Origin of the sequence: Shewanella sp. SP1S1-7 (genome assembly GCF_031932105.1) — a bacterium.
In the GTDB taxonomy this organism is placed as follows: Bacteria; Pseudomonadota; Gammaproteobacteria; order Enterobacterales; family Shewanellaceae; genus Shewanella; species Shewanella baltica.
In genome coordinates, this window is the sequence record NZ_JAUOEU010000012.1 from 102,173 (window position 1) to 123,590 (window position 21,418).

The window sequence follows — 21,418 nt, forward strand, 5'->3', positions numbered from 1 at the left end:
ATGCAACCTTTTACGACCCATACCGGGCTTGCGGTCATGATCGACAGCACCAATATCGATACGGATCAGATCATTCCGAAACAGTTTTTATCTAAGGTGACGCGCGATGGTTTTGGCGTGCACTTATTTCACGACTGGCGTTATTTAGATGATGCGGGCGATCAGCCTAATCCTGAGTTTTCATTGAATCAAAGCCGTTATAAAGGCGCGTCGATTCTTTTGGCACAGGAAAACTTTGGTTGTGGTTCAAGCCGCGAACATGCGCCTTGGGCGCTGGTAGACTTTGGTCTGCGTGCGATTATTGCGCCGAGTTTTGCTGACATTTTTTACGGTAACTCAATCAATAACGGCCTATTACCTGTGGCGTTAACCCACGCGCAGGTGCGCCAATTAATGGATGAAGTGGCGGCAGAAGCTGGTGCACAAATTACGGTTGATCTTACAAGCTGCAAAGTGATTTCACCGTCGGGCGCCGAGTTTAGTTTTACGCTGGCAGAATCGGCAAGGCATAAGTTGCTAAACGGTTTAGATGCGATTGGACTGACCTTGTCCCATGCTGCGCAAATCAGTCAGTACGAAACCCAAATCCAAGGCTGGCGCCGTTAGTTTTTCAGCGCACATTTGTACTGGTGTTGAGTCCATATTTAAGCGCCTAGGTTAACACCTAGGCGCTTTTGTTTTAAATCATCATCTGCTCATGGTTTAACTAATTGTATTTGAAGTGATAAATTTTTATTGCTGTTTGTGTGTCATAGATTTTTTGTATCGATAGTGATTTATGCTGAATTTGTTACAACTGAATGATTTACACGTGTTTCTACGATTTGTTATTTTATAGTGTTGTTTATTATAGTTATTTCTTGGTTTTACTATGTTGAGTTAATCAGCATTGCGAATAGTAACTGGGCGAATATAGGCTGAGTTTTGTTTAAATGGTGATATTGGTCACTAAATCTGTTTTAAAGTCATCGTTAGCTAGAGTTTTTGTCTGTTTTATCTCCTTTGGTTGCAAACATCTTCTGCATAAGTAAACTGCTTCGCATTCAATCTGGAGTGTTTGCTCTATTTTGCCTGAACGCCGCAGTACTCATTTAAGTAGTACAGATAACAATAATATTATTAGAGAATAACGATGCAAAAACGTCTTCTGACTTTGGCTGTCACTGCAGCCTTGTTAAGTTCAACGACTCAACTCCATGCCGCTGGTTTTCAATTAGCCGAATATTCTGCCACAGGCTTAGGCCGCGCCTTTGCCGGTGAAGCGGCTATGGCGGATAACGCTTCGGCTCAAGCACGTAATCCAGCCATGTTGACTTATCTCGAAGGTCGTCAGTTATCGACGGGTGGTATTTATGTCATGCCAAACGTCGATGTGACTGGCGATGTCAGCCTTAGCTCGCCGTTGCTTGGCCCAGATCCTGTTGTTATGAAAGGTGGCGATGCACTGGATGTTGCCGATGACGCACTGGTGCCGAACTTTTACTACTCAAATCAGTTAAATGATCAATGGACATGGGGCCTAGCGGTTAATTCTAACTATGGTTTAGCTACTGAATTACCTGCGACCCACGCTGCGGCTATTTTTGGTAACAAGACTTCGGTTACAACCGTTGAGTTTAATCCAAACATCGCTTATCGCATCAATGATGCCGTTAGCGTAGGTGCTGGTGTACGTATCGTTTATGGTGAAGGAGAAATTGGTGCGTCATTGCCCGGTTGGGTCGATGGCATCAAACCGGCTCTGCCGGCTCCTGTGCAGGCAATGTTACCTCCTGGTGGCACTGAGCTGAAAAGCATGAAGGGTGATGATGTGGGTTACGGCTGGCAGTTAGGTGCAAGCTGGCAGATCAATCCGGCTCACCGTTTAGGCTTTGCGTATCACAGCGGCGTGCAATTGGACTTAGATGGTCATGCTTCTGGCGTCTTGTATACCGGTGGTCAAGACGTGTCTATTGAAGGTTATTTACCACTTGAATTACCCGCCTTTGCAGAAATTGCTTCCCACCACCAATTGACCGATAACTGGGCCATGCACGCGAGCGTGAACTGGACCGATTGGAGTGTATTTGATCAGCTGGTGGCTTATTTCCCCGGTGACGTTAAACCTAAGGGCGATTTAGAGTCTGATTTAGTTAAAGAAGAGCACTTTGAAGATAACTGGCGTTTCGCGCTGGGAACCACTTATCAAGTGAATAATGACTGGTTAGTGCGTGCCGGTGTTGCTTTAGACAAAACGGCAGCAAATGACGAGTGGCGCACAACTACAATTCCAGACTCTGACCGTCTGTGGTTCTCTGTCGGCGCCGGTTATCAGGCGACTAAGAATCTGAACGTTGATTTCGCTGTGACGTATATCAAAGCAACTGGCGATGCGCCAATCAACGAACAGCAAAACCTACTGGGCTTAGCGGCCGTTAACTTTAACGGTGAAGCGAGCGGCGATGTGTGGCTTGCGGGTATCCAGATGAGCTATAAGATGTAAGTTCTGCGTAGTTTAAAAAAGCCCTGAATCTTCAGGGCTTTTTTATGGCTATAGCATGGTGGCGTTATCTTGTTTTTCGGCTTGCTTGCTGGTCACGGCAGAAAATTGCGAATATATTCATTGCATAAGTAGTGGATCATGTTAACTCTCATCGGCATAAAAAGGCGGCGGAGAGTTCAGATAGGATAGTAGCGTGCAGAAAAAATACGTGGTGGCCTTAGATCAAGGCACGACCAGCTCAAGGGCGATAGTGTTCGATCACGACGCAAACATTGTCAGCGTGTCCCAGCGGGAATTCACCCAGTTGTATCCAAATCCGGGTTGGGTCGAGCATGATCCCATGGAGATCTGGGCAAGCCAAAGTTCAGTGTTAGTTGAAGTGCTGGCGCGCGCGGGGATCCACAGCGATGAAGTGGCCGCGATTGGCATTACCAATCAGCGGGAAACCACTGTCATTTGGGAGAAAGCCACAGGTAAACCTATCTATAACGCGATTGTGTGGCAGTGCCGTCGCAGCTCTGAAATTTGTGAGCAACTCAAAGCTCAAGGGCTAGAAGAGTATGTGCGTGAAAACACAGGTCTATTACTCGACCCTTATTTTTCAGGCACTAAGATCAAGTGGATTCTAGATAATGTGCCCAATGCCAGTGCGCAAGCTGAACGCGGTGAGTTGTTGTTCGGCACTATCGATACTTGGCTAGTGTGGAAGTTAACCGAGGGCAAAGTGCATGTCACCGATCCCACCAATGCCGCCCGTACTATGCTGTTTAATATCCATAGCCTGACTTGGGATAACAAGTTACTTGAAGCTTTAGACATTCCCTTGTCTTTGTTGCCCGAAGTGAAGCCTTCCTGCAGTGTGTATGGCACCACGCGGATTGCTGGTGAAGGCAGTGAAATTCAAGTCGCAGGGATGGCGGGTGACCAACAAGCGGCGCTTTTTGGTCAGCTGTGTGTCGAGCCCGGCATGGCGAAGAATACCTATGGCACTGGCTGTTTTTTATTGATGAATACCGGGACCAAAGCGGTGCGCTCTAACCATGGGTTACTGACCACAGTTGCCGTGGGGCCGAAGGGCGAAGTGAACTACGCCCTCGAAGGTTCAGTCTTTATGGGCGGTGCGACCATTCAATGGCTGCGGGATGAACTCGGGCTTATTCGTGATGCCAGCGATACCGAATATTTTGCCTCTAAGGTTGCCGATACCAATGGCGTGTATCTAGTGCCCGCCTTTGTCGGACTCGGGGCGCCCTATTGGGACCCGAATGCCCGTGGCGCGCTATTTGGGTTAACCCGTGGCGCCAATCGTAATCATATTATTCGGGCGGCGTTAGAATCCATCGCTTATCAGAGTAAAGATTTACTCGATGCCATGATCAAAGACAGTGGCGTCAGCCTTAAGCGTTTGAAGGTGGATGGTGGCGCGGTCGCAAATGACTTTTTAATGCAGTTTCAAGCGGATATTACCGATGTTGAGGTACTAAGGCCAAGCGTTTGTGAGACAACCGCTTTGGGCGCGGCATTCTTAGCTGGGCTGGCGGTGGGTTTTTGGGAGAGTGTGATAGAGCTTGAGCATAAGGCCTGTATCGATAAGCATTTTATCCCCAATATTGACGCCCAGACTCGGGCGAGCTTATACGCAGGTTGGCAGGATGCGGTCGCCAGAACGCGCGCCTAAGCTATTCGACTTAAGCTACTCAATTTGAGTTCTTTGACTTGAGGCATGCTTAAATTTGATATTAAGTTTGGGTTGGTTTGAAATATGACTCGATTGTGGTGAATAAAAAGGCGCTAATCCAATGGGATTGCGCTTTTTCCGTTTGTATTCGTACTGATTTATACTTCAACATCAATAATATGTTGGCTCGGAGGCTTTTTAATTTCCGCGGTATCGTCGGTCACTTCAAGCACGACACCTTCTTTTAATTCTTCGGGCTCATCCGATGCACGGCGTTTCTTATTCTTGCTGTTATCAGTATCTTTGCGTCTTTCCCTGACTTTTGCGTCGCGCCCTTCTAACGTCGGGGGTAACTGCGACTGTGGTGTTTCATGGCTATCGGGGGCATTTGCGGTTGCACTACTGACTTGGTCGACGACCCGTTTAGGGTGTAACACGGCTTTCACTGGCTGCGCCAGCATGGCATAAATGCTATCCAATCCACTCATAACGCCTCCTTGTTACTACAGCTCTTAACGTGTTATCGGCAGGAGTCGGTTAATATTTAGACTATACGCCGTTTAAGTGTTTAAGGCGAATGAGGGGCTTAAGGTTTTGGTATGAGCAACAGATGTGAATTAAAGTAGTGCTCAGCAAGAAAGCAGCATAGTGGTTGAGAAGAAACAAGTAGTCGCGAGTTCGAAATCGAGGCAATTTTGTTGGATTTGCGTAGAGCTTTTGGTGGATTTTGGCTAGAAATTTTGAGCCTTCTCGCAATCGTGACATTAATATTCAACCATCTGCAAAAAGATGATCGTCTTTATTTAGGATGGTTATTTAGTTTTTCATGCTGAATCCAACTCTTTTTTGACTGCCTAATTAGGTTGGATTTAAGTTTATTTTGTTTCGTTTTTGGGTTTAAAGTTATTTTTCGTTACGCAAAATCCCGCAAAGTGAGAATGTATTCCCCATCTTTTTCATCGCAAGCGTCTGAAAGCTAAAGGTTGCTGAATATTTCGGCGTAATTTATTCCTGTAGTTTCCTCTGTTTAGTCGATCTTTCGTGGTCTTTCATGTCAAAAGTTTGTCGCTAGGTTAAGTGCTCAACATGCTGCTAACCCGCTTGCCGACTGGATTTATAAAAGGATCCCATCCCTTGACATTGCTTGTCGACTGTCCCTAAACTTAGCAGTTGTGGGAAATAGTGGATATTTGTGGATCAAAAATCACAGGAAAGGATGAATTAGCGTGTTTCGTGGAGCCAGTGCTATCAACTTAGATACAAAGGGACGGATCGCTATTCCAGTGCGATACCGCGAACCTTTGCAGCTTGAGCATCAAGGCCGCATCGTGATTACCGTCGACATCCAATCCGCTTGTTTACTCTTGTATCCAATCCATGAATGGGAATTGATCGAAGCTAAGTTGTTAACGCTTTCCGATACCGATAAAACCCAGAGATCGTTAAAACGTCTGTTACTCGGTTACGCCCACGAAGTGGAGCTCGACGGTAATGGGCGCATATTACTGCCGCCACCGCTAAGGCAATATGCCAATTTAGATAAGCGCATCATGCTGGTGGGGCAATTGAACAAATTTGAGCTGTGGGATGAGCAATCTTGGCTGCAGCAAATCGATGAGTGTCAGGAAACGATTCGAAGTGAGGAGCTTGCCAGTAACGAGCGTCTCGCGGATTTTTCACTTTAACGAGTCGCGATAACTAAATAAGAAGAGAGTAATGAGTCAGGAATTTGCCCATTTATCCGTGCTGCTAGCAGAAACGGTTGGCGGTTTAAACATCAAAGACGATGGCATCTATATCGATGGCACGTTCGGCCGCGGTGGTCATTCAAGACAAGTGTTGCAGCAACTCGGTGAAAATGGCCGATTGATCGCAATCGACCGTGACCCTCAAGCGATTGAAGCGGCAAAACAATTTGCTGACGATCCACGCTTTCAAATCGTGCATGGTGGTTTTGGCCAATTAGCCGATTACGTCGAAGAGCTTGGGCTAGTGGGCAAAATAGATGGCGTATTACTCGATTTAGGTGTGTCTTCACCTCAGCTCGACGATGCCGAACGTGGTTTTAGTTTTATGCGTGATGGCCCACTCGATATGCGCATGGATAACAGTCAAGGTCAAACGGCTGCTCAGTGGTTAGCCCGCGCAGAAATTGAGGATATGGCTTGGGTATTTAAGACCTATGGCGAAGAGAAAAACGCCCGCCATATTGCTCGTTGTATCGCTGCGGATCGTGACAAAACCCCGTTTTTACGAACTAAAGATTTAGCCGATTTGATCGCGCGTATCACTAAAAGTAAAGAACGCAATAAGCACCCTGCGACTCGGGTGTTTCAGGCCATTCGGATTTATATCAATAGTGAGTTAGATCAAATTGATCAAGCGCTTGAAGGTGCAGTCAATGTGCTGGCTCCCCAAGGGCGCTTGTCGGTCATCAGTTTCCACTCTTTAGAAGATCGTATCGTGAAGCGCTTTATTCGCCGCCATAGCCAAGGCGAAAGTGTGCCGCACGGTTTTCCGGTCACTGAGGATCAAATTAACAAGTCGCGTAAGTTACGCGCCGTGGGCAAGGCGATTATGCCATCCGACGAAGAAATCGAACGCAATGCCAGAGCTCGCAGCTCAGTGTTACGCATTGCCGAGCGTTTAGATTACTAAGGGGCGCACTGTGAGTAAGCCCTCGATCAATCTGCCACGGATCGTCTTACACGATTTATGGCTGCACAAATGGATCTTGTTATTAGCTCTGCTCGTGCTCTGCAATGCGGTCGCGGTTGTTTATGGCAGCCATATTAGCCGCCAACTAACGACCCAGTGGGACCAGTTACTGCAAGAGCGAGACAGATTAGATATTGAGTGGCGCAATTTATTATTAGAAGAGCAATCGCAGACTGAACACAGTCGTATTACGCGCATTGCCTCTAAGGAACTCAACATGAGTCGTCCGTTACCCAGCGAAGAAGTTGTGGTAAAGGTGCCGTGAGTATAGGGAAGATATGACTAGGCAAGCGAAAATCAAACGGGTAAGCAAACCGCAGAAACCACAACTAATCCATTGGCGTTTATACGTAGTGGTGGGGTTTGTGTGTACGCTATTTTGCAGCCTAGTGGGGCGCGCGGCCTACATTCAAATTATCGAGCCTGACAAATTACGCCATGAAAGCGATATGCGTACCTTACGGACCACAAGCCGTGAGGTGCAGCGTGGTTTGATCACCGATCGCAATGGCGACATGTTGGCCGTCAGTGTGCCAGTGCGTGCCGTTTGGGCCGATCCTAAACAAGTTAACGATAATAATGGCTTTGCGGATATGCGCCGCTGGCAAGCTTTAGCTGATGTGTTGCATGAACCCGTAGAAGACATATTAGATCGGGTGCGCAGTAATCCCACCAAACGCTTTACCTACTTGAAACGCCAAATTACTCCCGCGGTCGCGGACTACATCACTCAGCTGAAATTACCCGGTGTTTTCCTCAAATCTGAATCCCGCCGCTATTACCCTGGTGGTGAAATCACTGCTCAGCTTATCGGTATCACAAACATTGATGATGTTGGGATTGAAGGCGTAGAAAATGCTTATAACAGCTGGCTAACGGGCACGCCTTCAAAACAGAAAGTGCGTAAATCCCGCGATGGTCATGTGGTTGAGCGGCTGGATATCATCCAAGAAGGCGAAAGCCCGAATGATCTCGTGCTCAGCATAGATCAACGGATTCAGCAGTTAGCATACCGCGAGCTGAAACGCACCACAGAGATGAACCAAGCAACTTCAGGTTCCATCGTTGTACTCGATATTCACACCGGTGAAGTCTTGGCTATGGTGAATACGCCATCGTACAACCCTAATGCGCGCGATAATCTGCAAACCTTCAGAATGCGTAACCGGGCCATGACGGATACTTTCGAGCCAGGTTCGACCATTAAGCCCTTTGTCGTGGCTGCGGCGCTTGAAGCGGGCACAGTTAAATCGACCGACATTATTGCCACTTCACCGGGGTGGATGCGTTTAGGCGGCCGCCAAGTGCGTGACCCTGCCAACTACGGCGACATGAGTTTGGCGCGTATTCTGGCTAAATCCAGTAACGTCGGCATCAGTAAATTGGCCTTATCTATTCCGGTGCAGCAGTTACTCGGCACCTATCAATCTATGGGGCTCGGTAGTTTCTCAGGGATCAACCTTACGGGCGAAAGCGCGGGGGTTATTCAAGACCGCCACCGTTGGTCTGACTTTGAGCGCGCCACCTTGTCCTTCGGTTACGGTTTAACGGCAACCACACTGCAACTTGCGCGCATGTATGCCACTTTAGGCAATGGCGGCACCTTATTCCCCGTCTCAATCATGAAACTGAAAAAGCCCCCCGTCGGTGAGCGAGTTATTTCTGAAGATGTGGCCCACGATGTGATGCAAATGCTGGTCGGCGTGACAGAAAAAGGCGGCACCGGCACCTTGGCGCATATTGATGGTTATCCGGTTGCGGGCAAGTCGGGCACTAGTCGTAAGGCGGTTGCTGGCGGTTATGGTGATGATTATGTTGCTTTATTTGCGGGTGTTGCCCCGGCGAATAATCCTAAGTTAGCGATAGTGGTCGTCGTGAACGAGCCTAAGGGCGATCTCTATTATGGTGGTTCAGTGGCGGGGCCGGCATTTGCCAAAGTCATGTCTGGCGCACTGCAAATGTTAAACGTTGAACCCATTACCGATAAAGAACAAGTGCAATTGGCGGGTATCGCCGCCGGGAGAGCAGAATGATGTTATTACGGGATCTGCTTGCGCCTTGGCTGCATTATGCCGGCGCGCAGTCCTTCAACGATTTGACCTTAGATAGCCGCGCAATACGTCGCGGCGATGTGTTTTTGGCGCTGCCAGGACATAAGGTCGATGGCAGACAGTTTATTGAAAAAGCCTTAGATTTAGGTGCCGCAGCCGTATTAGTCCACACGGATGATGCTGATCAGCATGGCAAAGTGTTGTACAGCGATAATGCCGAGCACGGCGTGCAGATTTATTTCTTCCAGTTGAGTCGCCAAGTATCGGCCATCGCCGCTCAGCGTTATCCATTAGCGCATCAGTCTGCGACAACATCCCTTGGGGTGATTGGTATTACTGGAACTAATGGTAAGACCTCGACAAGCCAACTGATTGCCCAGCTGATAACGTCGCTCGGCCGCAAAGCCGCTGTGATGGGCACTCTTGGCAATGGTCTCTGGGGCGAGCTTGTCGATAGCGGCAATACCACAGCCGATGCGATCACCTTAATGCGTCAGTTGCATGACTTTGAAGCCCAAGGCGCGAGTGTCTGCGCCATGGAAGTGTCGAGCCACGGCTTAGTGCAAGGCCGCGTGGATGCGGTGCCATTCGATGTTGCCGTGTTTACCAATCTGACGCGCGATCACCTCGATTACCACGGTGATATGGAAAGCTATGCCGCCGCTAAGCAAAGCCTATTTCGCTTCAGCACCTTAGGTCACGGTTTATTGAATCTCGACGACACGGTTGGCGAGTCTTGGTTGACTGAACTTAAATCTGTGCCTGCGCAAATGTGGGGCTTTAGTATTGAAGGTCATCAAGCCGCGGCTTTTTATACTAAAAATGCCAAGTTTGACGATCAAGGTGTCAGTGCAACCTTAGTGTGGCCCGAGGGCGAAACACAAATTCACTCACCACTACTTGGTGCCTTTAATCTTTCTAATTTACTCGCGGCGCTATCGGCCTTGTATCTGCAAGGTTTTGATATGAAAGCGTTAGCCGAGCAAGTGCAATACCTAACGCCTGTTGCAGGTCGTATGGAGCGTTTCACAACTGCGAATAACATCACCTTAGTGGTCGATTATGCCCATACACCAGATGCGATTGAACAAGCGTTAAACGCGCTACGTCGACATTGTGTCGGTGATTTATGGTGCGTATTTGGCTGTGGTGGCGACCGCGATAAGGGCAAGCGTCCTTTGATGGGCCAAGCTGCAGAACAGTATGCTGACCGCATTATGGTGACGAGCGACAATGCGCGCAGTGAAGACCCCGCGCAAATTATTACCGATATTATCCAAGGGCTAACACATCCTCAGCAGGCATTGACTCAGGTTGACCGTATCGCAGCAATTAAAGAGGTTGTGGCATTGGCGAAACCTGGCGATGTGATCTTGCTTGCGGGCAAAGGCCACGAAACTTACCAAGAGGCGGCAGGTGTGCGTCATGACTATGATGAACGCGCCCTGGCACGCCAGTTATCGGAGCAATCAAGATGATCCCTCTTTCTCTCGAGACCCTAAGTCAACACTTAGGTACGTTTCGAGTCGGTGACGACGTCACCATCGAAGATTTAAGCAGTGATAGCCGCAAAATCGGCGCTGCAACCCTGTTTGTTGCCTTAAAGGGTGAGCGTTTTGATGGCCATGATTTTGCTGCAACCGCTATTGAGAACGGCGCCGCGGCGTTAATGGTCGAGCGCGAATTAGCCTTTGATATTCCGCAGCTGATTGTGCCCGATTGCCAAAAAGCCATGGGCGCGATAGGGGCTTATGTCCGTGACCAAATCAATCCCATTTGCGTGGCGTTAACAGGCTCAAACGGCAAGACTAGCGTGAAGGAAATGATCGCGACCATTCTGTCGGCAAAGCATCAAATCCTCTATACCGCTGGTAACTTCAATAATGAAATCGGTGTGCCGCTTACCTTGCTGCGTTTAACGCCAGCGGATGAGTTTGGGATATTCGAGCTCGGGGCTAACCATAAAGGTGAAATTGATTACACCTCAGGACTCGTGCGTCCGAACGTGGCGCTGGTGAATAACGTCGGCAGCGCCCATTTAGAAGGATTTGGATCGCAAGCAGGTGTTGCGCAGGCTAAGTCGGAAATTTTTAATCATCTGCAGGCCGATGGCACCGCCATCATCAACGCCGATGATGCCTTTGCCGATTTTATGAGCGTTAAGGCAAGACCTTATAAGCAACTGAGCTTCTCCCAGCAAGATGGCGCCGCTAAACGTCATATCGACGTCATCGCCACAGGTCATAAGACTAATGCCGATGGTTGCTATCGTTTTATGCTCAATTACTCAGGTGAATCTTGCCAAGTGGTACTACCGCTGGCGGGGCGCCATCAGGTGAGTAATGCACTCGCCGCTGCAAGTGTTTGTATTGCCTTGGGATTAAGTTTGACAGAGATCGCCGAAGGCTTAAGCCAATTAACGCCAGTGAAAGGGCGTATGCAACCGAGTCAATTGGGACGCGTACGTCTAATCGACGATAGCTATAACGCGAATCCTGTGTCCGTTGGGGCGGCAATCGCTTGGTTAAAGGAAATTTCTGAAAATCGCTGTCTGGTACTGGGAGATTTAGGAGAATTAGGCGACAATGCGCCCCTTTTACACGCTGAACTAGGGCAACTGGCCAAGCAACAGGGGATAGATGCCTTGTTTTGCACCGGAACCTTAAGTCAGCATACGAGCCAAGCTTTCGGTGCGGAGCACTATGACAGTGTGGCGACGTTAGTAGAAAAACTCATAAAGCATATTAACCAGTTACCGGGACAGGTAACGGTTCTCGTTAAAGGTTCACGTAGCGCCGCCATGGAGCGGGTCGTGGATGGACTAACAGTAGCCTTCGGGCGTGGGGAGTTAGTGTAAATGCTGGTATATCTGGCCGAGTATTTAACCCGTTTTCATACCGGGTTTAACGTGTTTTCCTATGTAACGTTTCGAGCCATTTTAGGCTTATTGACCGCATTAGTTTTTAGCTTATGGTTTGGCCCTAAACTGATTGAACGTTTGCAATTACTGCAAATTGGTCAGGTCGTGCGTAACGATGGTCCAGAATCACATTTTAGTAAGCGTGGCACGCCGACTATGGGTGGCTTGCTCATATTAGCTGCTATCTTCATCAGCGTATTGCTGTGGGGCGATCTCGGTAGCCGCTATGTGTGGGTGATGTTGTTTGTGCTCGGCAGTTTCGGTTTGATTGGCTTTATCGACGATTACCGCAAAGTGGTGCGTAAAGACACTAAAGGTTTGATCGCGCGCTGGAAGTACATTCTGCAATCTTTGGCTGCGCTGCTCATTGCTTTTTTCCTATATGCCACAGCGGCAAATCCAGGTGAAACTCAGTTAGTGGTGCCTTTCTTTAAAGACGTGATGCCGCAACTTGGCGCCGTATTTATCGTATTGGCGTACTTCACTATTGTGGGGTCGAGTAATGCGGTGAACTTAACCGACGGCCTCGACGGTTTGGCCATTATGCCGACGGTAATGGTCGCGGCGGCGTTTGCCTTGATTGCTTATTTGTCCGGTCACGCGCAGTTTGCGAACTACTTACATATTCCGCATTTACCCGGTTCGGGTGAGCTTGTGATTGTCTGTACCGCCATTGTCGGTGCGGGTCTGGGCTTTTTGTGGTTCAACACTTACCCCGCGCAAGTCTTCATGGGCGATGTGGGTTCGCTGTCATTAGGTGCTGCACTGGGCACAATTGCAGTGCTCGTTCGCCAAGAGATTTTGTTAGTGATCATGGGCGGCGTGTTCGTGATGGAAACCCTGTCAGTCATCCTACAGGTGGGTTCGTACAAGTTACGCGGCCAGCGTATTTTCCGCATGGCGCCGATACACCATCACTATGAGTTAAAAGGCTGGCCTGAACCTCGAGTGATAGTGCGTTTTTGGATTATCTCGATATTCCTCGTCTTACTTGGCTTAGCCACGTTGAAGTTAAGGTAATTGGTTATGCAAAATCAGTATTCACACATAGTGTTAGGTTTAGGGGCAACGGGTTTGTCCGTCGTGCGCTATTTGTGTGGAAAGGGCATTACGCCATTGGTCATGGACAGTCGTCGGCAGCCTCCGAGCGCCGAAACATTAGCGACGTCTTTTCCTGATGTGAAGCTGATTTCTGGCGGATTCGATTGCCGTTATCTCGTGCAAGCGACGCAGATCATTATCAGTCCCGGCATTGCCACTTATACCCCAGAGGTGCGTGCCGCTGTGGATATGGGCATCGAAGTGATTGGCGATGTGGAGCTATTTGCCCGTGAGGTTGCTGACCGTAAACCTTGCGTTATCGGTATTACTGGCTCTAACGGTAAATCAACTGTCACTACGCTTGTAGGCGAAATGGCAAGGGAAGCGGGTATCGCCGTTGCCGTTGGTGGCAATATCGGTGTGCCTGCGCTGGATTTACTGCATGAAAATGCCGACTTGTTTGTGCTTGAGTTGTCGAGCTTTCAATTGGAAACCACCCATAGCCTTAAGTGTGTGGTGGCGACCTGTTTGAATATCAGCGAAGACCACATGGATAGATACAGCGATATCGTTGCCTACCGCGAAGCTAAATTACGTTTATACAAACAAAGCCGCGCCGTGCTGTTTAATCGCGACGATAAACTGACCGTACCGCCAGAGCCAATGAACCAAAACAGTTTTGGTTTAGCTGCGCCAGAAGCGGACGAATGGGGCATCAGCGACAGTAAGATTTATCACGGCAGCAGCGAAATCATGCCGATCACAGAAGTCTCCCTGATTGGCAGCCATAACCATGCCAACCTACTCGCAGCAATGGCGCTTGTGGATGTTGTCGGTGTTGATAAGCAGGTTATGGCGAAAGTGGCGCGTAGCTTTACTGGCTTATCTCATCGTTGTGAAGTGGTTGGCATTAAGAATGGCGTGACCTATGTCAATGACTCGAAAGCGACGAACGTCGGCGCCACCGTTGCCGCGCTCGATGGTTTGAGTGATCACTTAGGCGATATTATTTTGATTGCTGGCGGTGACGGTAAAGGTGCTGATTTTAAACCTTTAGGCGTGGCATTAGTGAAAGTAACACACCTCATTACCTTAGGTCGTGATGGTAAAAAGATTGCCGCCTTAAAAGACGGTGCAGTCAGAGTCGAGACTATGGCGGCAGCGGTAACGAAAGCCGCTGAATTGGCGACCTCTGGCGATATCGTTTTATTGTCGCCAGCCTGCGCCAGTTTAGATATGTACAGTAACTTTATGGCTCGAGGTGACGATTTTAGAAACCTTGTGGAGCAACTCAATGGCGAGTGATGTAAGACAACTTAGCCTATTTGGGCGTTTGCGTTCAGCAATGCCCAATTGGCAACGTGATACCGAAGTGCCGGGCGTGCAATTGTACGATCGCGCTTTGCTCGCGGCTGTGTTGTCTTTGATTGGCTTTGGCTTTGTGATGGTGATGTCGGCCTCAATGCCAGAAGCGCAAACGCTCACGGGTAACCCGTTTTATTTTATGACTCGCCATGTGGGTTATTTAGTGGGTTGCTTAGCCATTGCGGCATTTGTATTAAGAGTTGAAATGCAAACTTGGCAGCGCTGGAGTCCCATGCTGCTATTGGTTGTGGGCTTGATGTTACTGGCGGTTTTAGTGGTCGGTACTACGGTAAACGGCGCGACGCGTTGGTTATCGATAGGCCCAATACGCATCCAAGTGGCAGAAGTCGCGAAGTTTGCCTTTGCCATCTACATGGCGGGCTATTTAGTGCGTCGTCATCAGGAAGTGCGCGAGAACGCTAAGGGTTTCTATAAACCGATTGCGGTATTTGCCATTTACGCTGTGCTGATTTTGATGCAGCCCGACTTAGGGACTGTTGTGGTGTTGTTCGTCGGTACCGTTGGCCTGCTGTTTTTAGCAGGGGCACGTTTACTCGACTTCTTCGCCCTGATTTTTGCCGGCGTGTTGGCGTTTGTGGCTTTGGTATTGTTAGAACCTTACCGTATGCGCCGGGTGACGTCGTTTATGGATCCTTGGCAAGATCCCTTCGGTAGCGGTTACCAGTTGACGCAATCTTTGATGGCCTATGGCCGTGGCGATTGGTTTGGCCAAGGGCTGGGCAACAGTATTCAAAAATTAGAATATCTGCCCGAAGCGCACACTGACTTTATCTTCGCCGTGATTGGTGAAGAATTAGGTTTTATCGGCATTATCGCTGTGTTATCTGTGCTGCTGTTTGTGGCGCTGAGATCGATTCGTTTGGGCAATTTGTGCTTAGCCATGGATAAGCCATTCGAAGGTTATTTAGGCTATGCCATCGGTATTTGGATTTGTTTTCAGACTGTAGTTAATGTCGGCGCGAGTATCGGCATGTTACCGACCAAAGGACTGACATTGCCTTTTATCAGCTACGGCGGCAGTAGTTTATGGGTCATGACGGCGGCAGCCATGATGTTGCTACGCATTGATTACGAACGGCGCATGACATTAGTTCAGGCCGTGCAAGGGAGATTGAAGTGATGACCCCAGCAGGAAAACGTATTTTAGTCATGGCGGGTGGTACGGGAGGACATGTGTTCCCGGCGCTGGCAGTGGCTAAGTATCTAGCTCAACAGGGTTGGCAAGTGCGTTGGTTAGGCACGGCCGATCGTATGGAGGCGCGTTTAGTGCCCCAGTATGGATTTGATATTGATTTCATTGATATCAAAGGTGTGCGCGGCAATGGTTTGATACGTAAACTCGCGGCGCCCTTTAAAGTGGTGCGATCAATATTGCAGGCTAAGGCCGTGATTGCTGAGTTTAAACCCGATGTCGTGCTTGGCATGGGCGGATTCGCCAGTGGCCCAGGTGGTGTGGCGGCAAGATTAGCCGGTATTCCATTGGTACTACATGAGCAAAATGCCATCCCAGGGATGACGAACAAGTTGTTGTCGCGGATTGCGACGCAAGTGTTATGTGCCTTTAAAAATACCTTTACCACAGTGAAGGCCAAGGTGGTTGGCAATCCGATTCGCCAAGAATTGATTGCCTTAGGCGCAGAACCAAAGCCAGAGGCTGATGAAGCCTTAAAAGTATTAGTTGTTGGCGGCAGCCTTGGAGCCAAAGTCTTTAACGATCTTATGCCTGAAGCGGTTGCGATACTGAGTCAGCAGCAGTCCGTTACGGTTTGGCATCAAGTGGGTAAAGATAATCTTGCGGGCGTGAAGGCGGCTTATCAGCAACATGGGCAAGATGGCGGCGTGAATATCGCCGAGTTTATCGACGACATGGAAGCCGCTTATCGCTGGGCTGATGTGGTATTGTGCCGCGCCGGTGCGCTGACGGTGTCTGAGTTAGCGGCGGTGGGGCTACCGAGTATTCTGGTGCCTTATCCCCATGCGGTGGATGATCACCAAACCCGTAACGGTCAAGTATTGGTTGAGGCTGGCGCAGCTTTCCTATTGCCACAGGCCATCTTGGACGTGAATAAACTGGCGGGCAAATTACAACTGCTCGCCAATGACAGAACAGAATTAGCCCGTATGGGCCAAAGAGCGAGAGACGTTGCCGTACTGGATGCGACTGAACAAGTTGCCGCAGTGTGCATCAGCCTTGCTGAGAAAGGATAAGCATGACTAAGACAGAAAGATATGCACAACTGAGAAGCATGATCCCAGAAATGCGCCGTATTAAGCGTATTCACTTCGTCGGCATTGGCGGCGCGGGCATGGGCGGGATCGCCGAAGTGTTAGTGAACGAAGGCTATCAGGTGAGTGGTTCGGATATCGCGCAAAATGCCGTGACCGACAGATTGTGTTTGCTCGGTGCCAAGATCCAAATTGGTCATGCTGCCGAAAACGTGCAGCAAGTGGATGTGGTCGTGGTCTCCACGGCGATTAATCTGGAAAACCCAGAAATCCTTGCTGCCAAAGAATTACGTATTCCTATCGTGCGTCGCGCCGAAATGCTAGCCGAGTTGATGCGCTACCGTCATGGGGTCGCGATTGCCGGCACCCATGGTAAAACGACGACAACCAGCCTTATCGCCAGCGTGTACGGTCAAGCGGGACGGGATCCTACCTTCGTAATTGGTGGCTTGCTCAATAGTGCCGGTACTAATGCCAGATTAGGCACCAGCCGTTACTTGATTGCCGAAGCCGATGAGAGTGATGCGAGCTTCCTGCATTTGCAGCCTATGGTCAGTGTGGTAACTAACATTGAAGCCGATCACATGGATACCTATGGCGGTGATTTCGAAAAATTGAAATCGACCTTCGTGGATTTCCTACATAACTTGCCCTTCTACGGTGTCGCAGTTGTGTGTATCGACGATGCTGTTGTCCGTGAAATCATGCCGCGCATTGGTCGTCAACTTGTGACCTATGGTTTTAGTGACGATGCGGACGTGCAAGCGCTGAATTTCAGTCAACAAGGGCATCAGTGTCGTTTCACGGTTAGACGTAAAGGCAAAGCTGATCTCGATCTGGTACTTAACTTGCCGGGTCAACATAACGTGCTTAATGCCTTGGCTGCGATTGCGGTCGCGACCGAAGATGAAATCGACGACAGCGCCATTACTCAGGCATTAGTAGAGTTCCAAGGTATAGGTCGTCGTTTCCAGCATTTGGGCAAGTTTGCTACGCCTAAGGGCGAAGTTATGTTAGTCGATGATTATGGCCATCACCCCAGTGAAGTCGCCGCGACCATTAAAGCCGCCCGTGCAGGTTGGCCCGACAAACGTCTGGTTATGGCGTATCAGCCACACAGGTACACACGTACCCGTGATTTGTATGAAGACTTTGTTGAAGTGTTATCCCAAGTGGATTGTTTACTGTTGCTCGATGTTTATAGTGCGGGTGAAGCGCCGATCACAGGTGCCGATGGCCGAGCTTTATGTCGCTCAATTCGCCTGCGTGGCCAGTTAGATCCGATCTTTATCGCCAGTCCTGATCAGCTCGCAGAAGTCTTGCCCGATGTATTGCAAGAAGGGGATTTATTACTCACCCAAGGTGCAGGTAATATTGGCGCCCTGTCACGATTGTTAGCGACGACAGAATTGGGCTTTGCCGTTGCGGAATTACCTGCGCAATCAAGCTGATCTTTAGCGCTTGATCTGCGAGGAAAAGGAAATTTTGACCAAAGGATTTTGGTCTATATAATAGCCGGTTTTCTGTGGTTTTTAATGAGTGTCGTTAAAGGTGGAATGAAGCGTGTCTTGGAGTGATAAGAGGCGGCACTGGCGGGCAAGAATGTCACGGGTTAATTGGTATCTGTGGAGCGGGGCTGGCTTTTTATTCTTCATCGTGGCCAGTTTTGTATTTGGTGGATACCAGTTACATAAGTTTTTAAATGATGCCAGTACCTTGCCGATAGAGGCCGTTGCCATCAAAGGTGAGCGGGCTTACACCACAGATAAAGATATACAAGTGGCACTACAGGATTTAATGCAGCGGAGTTTTTTTAGTGCTGACATCACCTTAGTGCAACAGGCGTTAGAAGCCTTACCTTGGGTGTATCGCGCGTCGGTAAGACGCGAGTGGCCAGCGAAACTCAGGGTATATTTGCAGGAGCAGCAACCTGCAGCCCATTGGAATGGTGACGCTTGGTTGAACGTGCATGGCGAAGTGTTTGAAGCGCCATCGCACCCAGAGCTGGAGCATTTACCGCAGTTATCTGGGCCAGACGATATGGGCCTTGAGGTGTTGACTGTGTATGCACAGATCAACTCCCTGTTAAAGATTAATGGCTTTACCTTAGCCAGTTTGTATTTGACGCCACGACATGCGTGGCACGCGACCTTAGGAAACGGCATCGTTTTAGATTTAGGTCGAGAAGATAAAATTGCACGGATACAGCGATTTATTACTGTTTATCCGGTTTTGGCGAAACAAGAGAAATCCGTTGCCAGAGTAGATTTGCGCTACGACACAGGGTTGGCCGTAGGCTGGGGCGATGCACAAACAAGAGAGCCGATAATTAATGATCAAAAACCAAGATAGAAACCTTATCGTCGGATTGGACATAGGAACCTCTAAGGTCGCAGTGATCATAGGCGAAGTTCTGCCCGATGGCGAAATCAGCATAGTCGGCCTTGGCAACCATCCCTCAAGGGGCATGGATAAAGGTGGCGTGAACGATTTAGATTCGATCGTTCGCAGTGTGCAACGTGCGCTCGATCAAGCGGAATTAATGGCGGATTGCCAAGTGTCATCGGTTTACCTGAGCATCTCTGGTAAGCACATCGCCTGCCAAAACGAAAACGGCATGGTCTCGATCAACGATGAAGAAGTGACACAGGAAGACGTTGATAACGTGATCCACACGGCTCGCTCGGTGAAGATCCCGACCGAACGTCGCATCTTACATGTGCTGCCACAGGAATATGCGATCGACGTGCAAGACGGCATTCGCAGCCCTATCGGTATGTCTGGCATGCGTATGGAAGCCAAGGTACACATAGTGACCTGCGCCAATGATATGGCGAAGAACATCACTAAGAGCGTTGAGCGTTGTGGCCTTAAGGTCGACGACTTAGTGTTCTCGGGGATTGCTTCGGCCGATGCCGTGCTGACCTTCGATGAGAAAGACTTAGGTGTGTGTATCGTCGATATCGGCGGTGGCACCACAGATATTGCGGTATATACCAACGGCGCCTTGCGTCATTGTGCGGTTGTGCCAGTTGCGGGCAACCAAGTGACCAACGACATTGCGAAGATTTTCCGCACGCCGTCGTCACATGCTGAACAAATTAAAGTGCAATTCGCCTGTGCGCGCAGCTCTATGGTGAGCCGCGAAGACAGTATCGAAGTGCCATCGGTAGGTGGACGTCCATCACGTAGCATGTCACGTCACACGCTCGCCGAAGTAGTAGAACCAAGATACCAAGAGCTGTTTGAGTTAGTACTTAAAGAGTTGAAAGATAGTGGATTAGAAGATCAAATCGCCGCAGGTATTGTGCTCACAGGTGGCACAGCGTCGATTCAAGGTGTGGTCGATATCGCGGAAGCGACGTTCGGCATGCCTGTTCGTGTAGCGTCACCGCTACCGATCAAAGGTTTATATGAATACGTGGACCAGTCTATTTACTCCACTGGAGTCGGACTGCTTCATTACGGTGCACGACGGGTGATCGAACGTCAGTTCGAACGTCCTGAGCGCCAAGGGGTAACTAGCGCTTGGAATCGGGTCCAAAGCTGGTTTAAGGGCGAATTTTAATTTTCATAACGCAGGCAACACGGAGATCAGACAATGTTTGAGATCATGGATACTCACTCAGACGACGCGGTGATTAAAGTCATCGGCGTTGGCGGCGGCGGCGGTAACGCTGTCGAACATATGGTCAAACACAACATTGAAGGTGTTGAGTTTATCGTTACCAATACAGACGCTCAGGCCCTGAGAAAATCAGGCGCAGGCTCAACGATTCAATTAGGACGCGATGTCACTAAAGGTCTCGGAGCAGGGGCAAACCCAGATGTGGGTCGTGCAGCAGCTGAAGAAGACCGCGAAAACATTCGCGCGGCGATCAAAGGCTCAGATATGATCTTTATCGCTGCCGGTATGGGCGGTGGTACAGGTACTGGTGCTGCACCTGTTGTCGCTCAAATCGCTCGCGAAGAAGGTATTCTGACCGTTGCGGTTGTGACTAAGCCTTTCCCATTCGAAGGGAAAAAGCGTATGGCTTATGCTGAGCAAGGTATTGCTGAGCTGGCTAAGCATGTGGATTCGTTAATCACGATTCCAAATGAAAAATTATTAAAAGTATTGGGCCGTGGCACTTCTTTACTCGATGCGTTCGCCGCAGCGAATAACGTGTTACTTGGCGCGGTACAAGGTATTGCCGAGCTTATCACTCGTCCAGGTCTGATTAACGTCGACTTCGCCGACGTGAAGACAGTGATGTCTGAAATGGGTAATGCCATGATGGGTACAGGCGTCGCTCGCGGTGAAGACCGTGCAGAAGAAGCGGCTGAAGCTGCTGTTGCCAGCCCATTATTAGAAGACATCGACTTAGCCGGTGCGCGTGGTGTGTTAGTTAACATCACTGCGGGTATGGACATGAGTATCGAAGAATTCGAAACCGTGGGTAATCACGTTAAGGCTTATGCCTCTGACAACGCGACTGTGGTTGTTGGTGCTGTCATCGACCCAGAAATGAGTGATGAGCTGCGTGTAACGGTTGTTGCTACAGGTATCGGTGCTGAAAAGCGTCCAGATATTCAATTGGTGTCTAAGCCTGCGCCTCGTCCAGAGCCAGTGGTTGTGGAACCAAAAGTCGAAGCCTATGTCGAAGAAGCGGTACATGTGAACTACGCTGCGCCAAAAGGCAACGTATTGCCAGCGGCACCACAGCCAGCTCCACAGCCTGCACCATCGACAAAGCATGAGTTGGATTATCTTGATATTCCAGCATTTTTGCGTAAGCAAGCCGACTAGCGATAGCGTTTGAGTCCTGCGTATATGTGAGGTGTTGTTCGTTTTGGGCAATACCACAGCATAGCTGCATTTGTGTGACATAATAAAGTTATGTTATTATGTTGAACCAGTGCGGCCAATTTGCCGA

18 protein-coding genes are annotated in these 21,418 nt (G+C 49.3%); 17 read left to right on the top strand and 1 reads right to left on the bottom strand.

Annotation, left to right across the window (positions count from 1 at the left end; translation table 11 throughout):
• From leuD to glpK, 3 genes are all read left to right on the top strand, one after another.
• Positions 1 to 606 (top strand): 3-isopropylmalate dehydratase small subunit, encoded by a 606-nt coding sequence (gene leuD, locus Q4Q49_RS11555; protein WP_006086690.1) that lies wholly within the window; start codon positions 1 to 3, stop codon positions 604 to 606.
• A 526-nt stretch (positions 607 to 1,132) separates the two neighbouring features.
• Positions 1,133 to 2,482, top strand: a complete 1,350-nt coding sequence (locus Q4Q49_RS11560) for an outer membrane protein transport protein (protein WP_107949500.1) — start codon at positions 1,133 to 1,135, stop codon at positions 2,480 to 2,482.
• 193 nt (positions 2,483 to 2,675) lie between these two features.
• Positions 2,676 to 4,160 (top strand): glycerol kinase GlpK, encoded by a 1,485-nt coding sequence (gene glpK / locus Q4Q49_RS11565; RefSeq protein ID WP_311999412.1) that lies wholly within the window; start codon positions 2,676 to 2,678, stop codon positions 4,158 to 4,160.
• A 158-nt stretch (positions 4,161 to 4,318) separates the two neighbouring features.
• Here glpK and Q4Q49_RS11570 read toward each other — a convergent pair whose 3' ends face one another.
• Complete coding sequence (locus Q4Q49_RS11570; protein ID WP_106648323.1) at positions 4,319 to 4,648, bottom strand: hypothetical protein; 330 nt, start codon at positions 4,646 to 4,648, stop codon at positions 4,319 to 4,321.
• Between the two features lie 738 nt (positions 4,649 to 5,386).
• On the opposite strand from Q4Q49_RS11570, the gene mraZ reads away from it, so the two are divergent.
• From mraZ to ftsZ, 14 genes are all read left to right on the top strand, one after another.
• Entirely contained in the window at positions 5,387 to 5,845 is a 459-nt protein-coding gene (mraZ, locus tag Q4Q49_RS11575; RefSeq protein ID WP_006079885.1) for a division/cell wall cluster transcriptional repressor MraZ, read from the top strand.
• Between the two features lie 31 nt (positions 5,846 to 5,876).
• Positions 5,877 to 6,818, top strand: a complete 942-nt coding sequence (gene rsmH, locus Q4Q49_RS11580; protein ID WP_006079886.1) for a 16S rRNA (cytosine(1402)-N(4))-methyltransferase RsmH — start codon at positions 5,877 to 5,879, stop codon at positions 6,816 to 6,818.
• Between the two features lie 10 nt (positions 6,819 to 6,828).
• A complete protein-coding gene (gene ftsL, locus Q4Q49_RS11585; RefSeq protein WP_006079887.1) occupies positions 6,829 to 7,143 on the top strand; it encodes a cell division protein FtsL in 315 nt (104 codons plus the stop codon).
• Positions 7,144 to 7,156: 13 nt separating this feature from the next.
• On the top strand, positions 7,157 to 8,911 hold the full coding sequence (locus Q4Q49_RS11590; RefSeq protein WP_006079888.1) for a peptidoglycan glycosyltransferase FtsI: 1,755 nt from the start codon (positions 7,157 to 7,159) through the stop codon (positions 8,909 to 8,911).
• On the top strand, positions 8,908 to 10,407 hold the full coding sequence (gene murE, locus Q4Q49_RS11595; protein WP_311999413.1) for a UDP-N-acetylmuramoyl-L-alanyl-D-glutamate--2,6-diaminopimelate ligase: 1,500 nt from the start codon (positions 8,908 to 8,910) through the stop codon (positions 10,405 to 10,407). Before Q4Q49_RS11590 ends, murE begins: the two co-directional genes overlap by 4 nt.
• Positions 10,404 to 11,786, top strand: coding sequence for a UDP-N-acetylmuramoyl-tripeptide--D-alanyl-D-alanine ligase (gene murF, locus Q4Q49_RS11600; RefSeq protein WP_107949491.1), 1,383 nt, complete (start codon positions 10,404 to 10,406; stop codon positions 11,784 to 11,786). Before murE ends, murF begins: the two co-directional genes overlap by 4 nt.
• Positions 11,787 to 12,869 (top strand): phospho-N-acetylmuramoyl-pentapeptide-transferase, encoded by a 1,083-nt coding sequence (gene mraY / locus Q4Q49_RS11605; protein WP_006079891.1) that lies wholly within the window; start codon positions 11,787 to 11,789, stop codon positions 12,867 to 12,869.
• A gap of 6 nt (positions 12,870 to 12,875) precedes the next feature.
• Positions 12,876 to 14,195 carry a UDP-N-acetylmuramoyl-L-alanine--D-glutamate ligase gene (murD, locus tag Q4Q49_RS11610; RefSeq protein ID WP_311999415.1) on the top strand — a complete coding sequence of 440 codons (1,320 nt, stop codon included), beginning with the start codon at positions 12,876 to 12,878 and terminating at the stop codon, positions 14,193 to 14,195.
• Positions 14,185 to 15,396, top strand: a complete 1,212-nt coding sequence (ftsW, locus tag Q4Q49_RS11615) for a cell division protein FtsW (protein WP_261273702.1) — start codon at positions 14,185 to 14,187, stop codon at positions 15,394 to 15,396. Before murD ends, ftsW begins: the two co-directional genes overlap by 11 nt.
• Positions 15,396 to 16,484, top strand: a complete 1,089-nt coding sequence (murG, locus tag Q4Q49_RS11620) for an undecaprenyldiphospho-muramoylpentapeptide beta-N-acetylglucosaminyltransferase (protein WP_006079894.1) — start codon at positions 15,396 to 15,398, stop codon at positions 16,482 to 16,484. Before ftsW ends, murG begins: the two co-directional genes overlap by 1 nt.
• Before the next feature lie 2 nt (positions 16,485 to 16,486).
• Positions 16,487 to 17,953, top strand: a complete 1,467-nt coding sequence (murC, locus tag Q4Q49_RS11625; protein WP_311999416.1) for a UDP-N-acetylmuramate--L-alanine ligase — start codon at positions 16,487 to 16,489, stop codon at positions 17,951 to 17,953.
• 151 nt (positions 17,954 to 18,104) lie between these two features.
• A complete protein-coding gene (locus tag Q4Q49_RS11630) occupies positions 18,105 to 18,854 on the top strand; it encodes a cell division protein FtsQ/DivIB (RefSeq protein WP_311999417.1) in 750 nt (249 codons plus the stop codon).
• Positions 18,835 to 20,070, top strand: a complete 1,236-nt coding sequence (gene ftsA / locus Q4Q49_RS11635) for a cell division protein FtsA (RefSeq protein ID WP_006079897.1) — start codon at positions 18,835 to 18,837, stop codon at positions 20,068 to 20,070. The genes Q4Q49_RS11630 and ftsA overlap by 20 nt, the downstream gene beginning before the upstream one ends.
• Before the next feature lie 33 nt (positions 20,071 to 20,103).
• On the top strand, positions 20,104 to 21,291 hold the full coding sequence (ftsZ, locus tag Q4Q49_RS11640) for a cell division protein FtsZ (protein ID WP_006079898.1): 1,188 nt from the start codon (positions 20,104 to 20,106) through the stop codon (positions 21,289 to 21,291).
• The last annotated feature ends 127 nt before the right edge of the window (positions 21,292 to 21,418 follow it).

Bases quoted from the DNA above. Each gene is read 5' to 3' on its own strand.
- ftsZ (WP_006079898.1), top strand. From the start codon at position 20,104: ATGTTTGAGATCATGGATACTCACTCAGACGACGCGGTGATTAAAGTC.
- murC (WP_311999416.1), top strand. From the start codon at position 16,487: ATGACTAAGACAGAAAGATATGCACAACTGAGAAGCATGATCCCAGAA.
- murE (WP_311999413.1), top strand. From the start codon at position 8,908: ATGATGTTATTACGGGATCTGCTTGCGCCTTGGCTGCATTATGCCGGC.
- ftsW (WP_261273702.1), top strand. From the start codon at position 14,185: ATGGCGAGTGATGTAAGACAACTTAGCCTATTTGGGCGTTTGCGTTCA.
- murG (WP_006079894.1), top strand. From the start codon at position 15,396: ATGACCCCAGCAGGAAAACGTATTTTAGTCATGGCGGGTGGTACGGGA.
- leuD (WP_006086690.1), top strand. From the start codon at position 1: ATGCAACCTTTTACGACCCATACCGGGCTTGCGGTCATGATCGACAGC.
- murD (WP_311999415.1), top strand. From the start codon at position 12,876: ATGCAAAATCAGTATTCACACATAGTGTTAGGTTTAGGGGCAACGGGT.
- Q4Q49_RS11560 (WP_107949500.1), top strand. From the start codon at position 1,133: ATGCAAAAACGTCTTCTGACTTTGGCTGTCACTGCAGCCTTGTTAAGT.
- Q4Q49_RS11570 (WP_106648323.1), bottom strand. From the start codon at position 4,648: ATGAGTGGATTGGATAGCATTTATGCCATGCTGGCGCAGCCAGTGAAA.
- Q4Q49_RS11630 (WP_311999417.1), top strand. From the start codon at position 18,105: ATGTCACGGGTTAATTGGTATCTGTGGAGCGGGGCTGGCTTTTTATTC.
- rsmH (WP_006079886.1), top strand. From the start codon at position 5,877: ATGAGTCAGGAATTTGCCCATTTATCCGTGCTGCTAGCAGAAACGGTT.
- murF (WP_107949491.1), top strand. From the start codon at position 10,404: ATGATCCCTCTTTCTCTCGAGACCCTAAGTCAACACTTAGGTACGTTT.
- mraY (WP_006079891.1), top strand. From the start codon at position 11,787: ATGCTGGTATATCTGGCCGAGTATTTAACCCGTTTTCATACCGGGTTT.
- Q4Q49_RS11590 (WP_006079888.1), top strand. From the start codon at position 7,157: ATGACTAGGCAAGCGAAAATCAAACGGGTAAGCAAACCGCAGAAACCA.
- ftsA (WP_006079897.1), top strand. From the start codon at position 18,835: ATGATCAAAAACCAAGATAGAAACCTTATCGTCGGATTGGACATAGGA.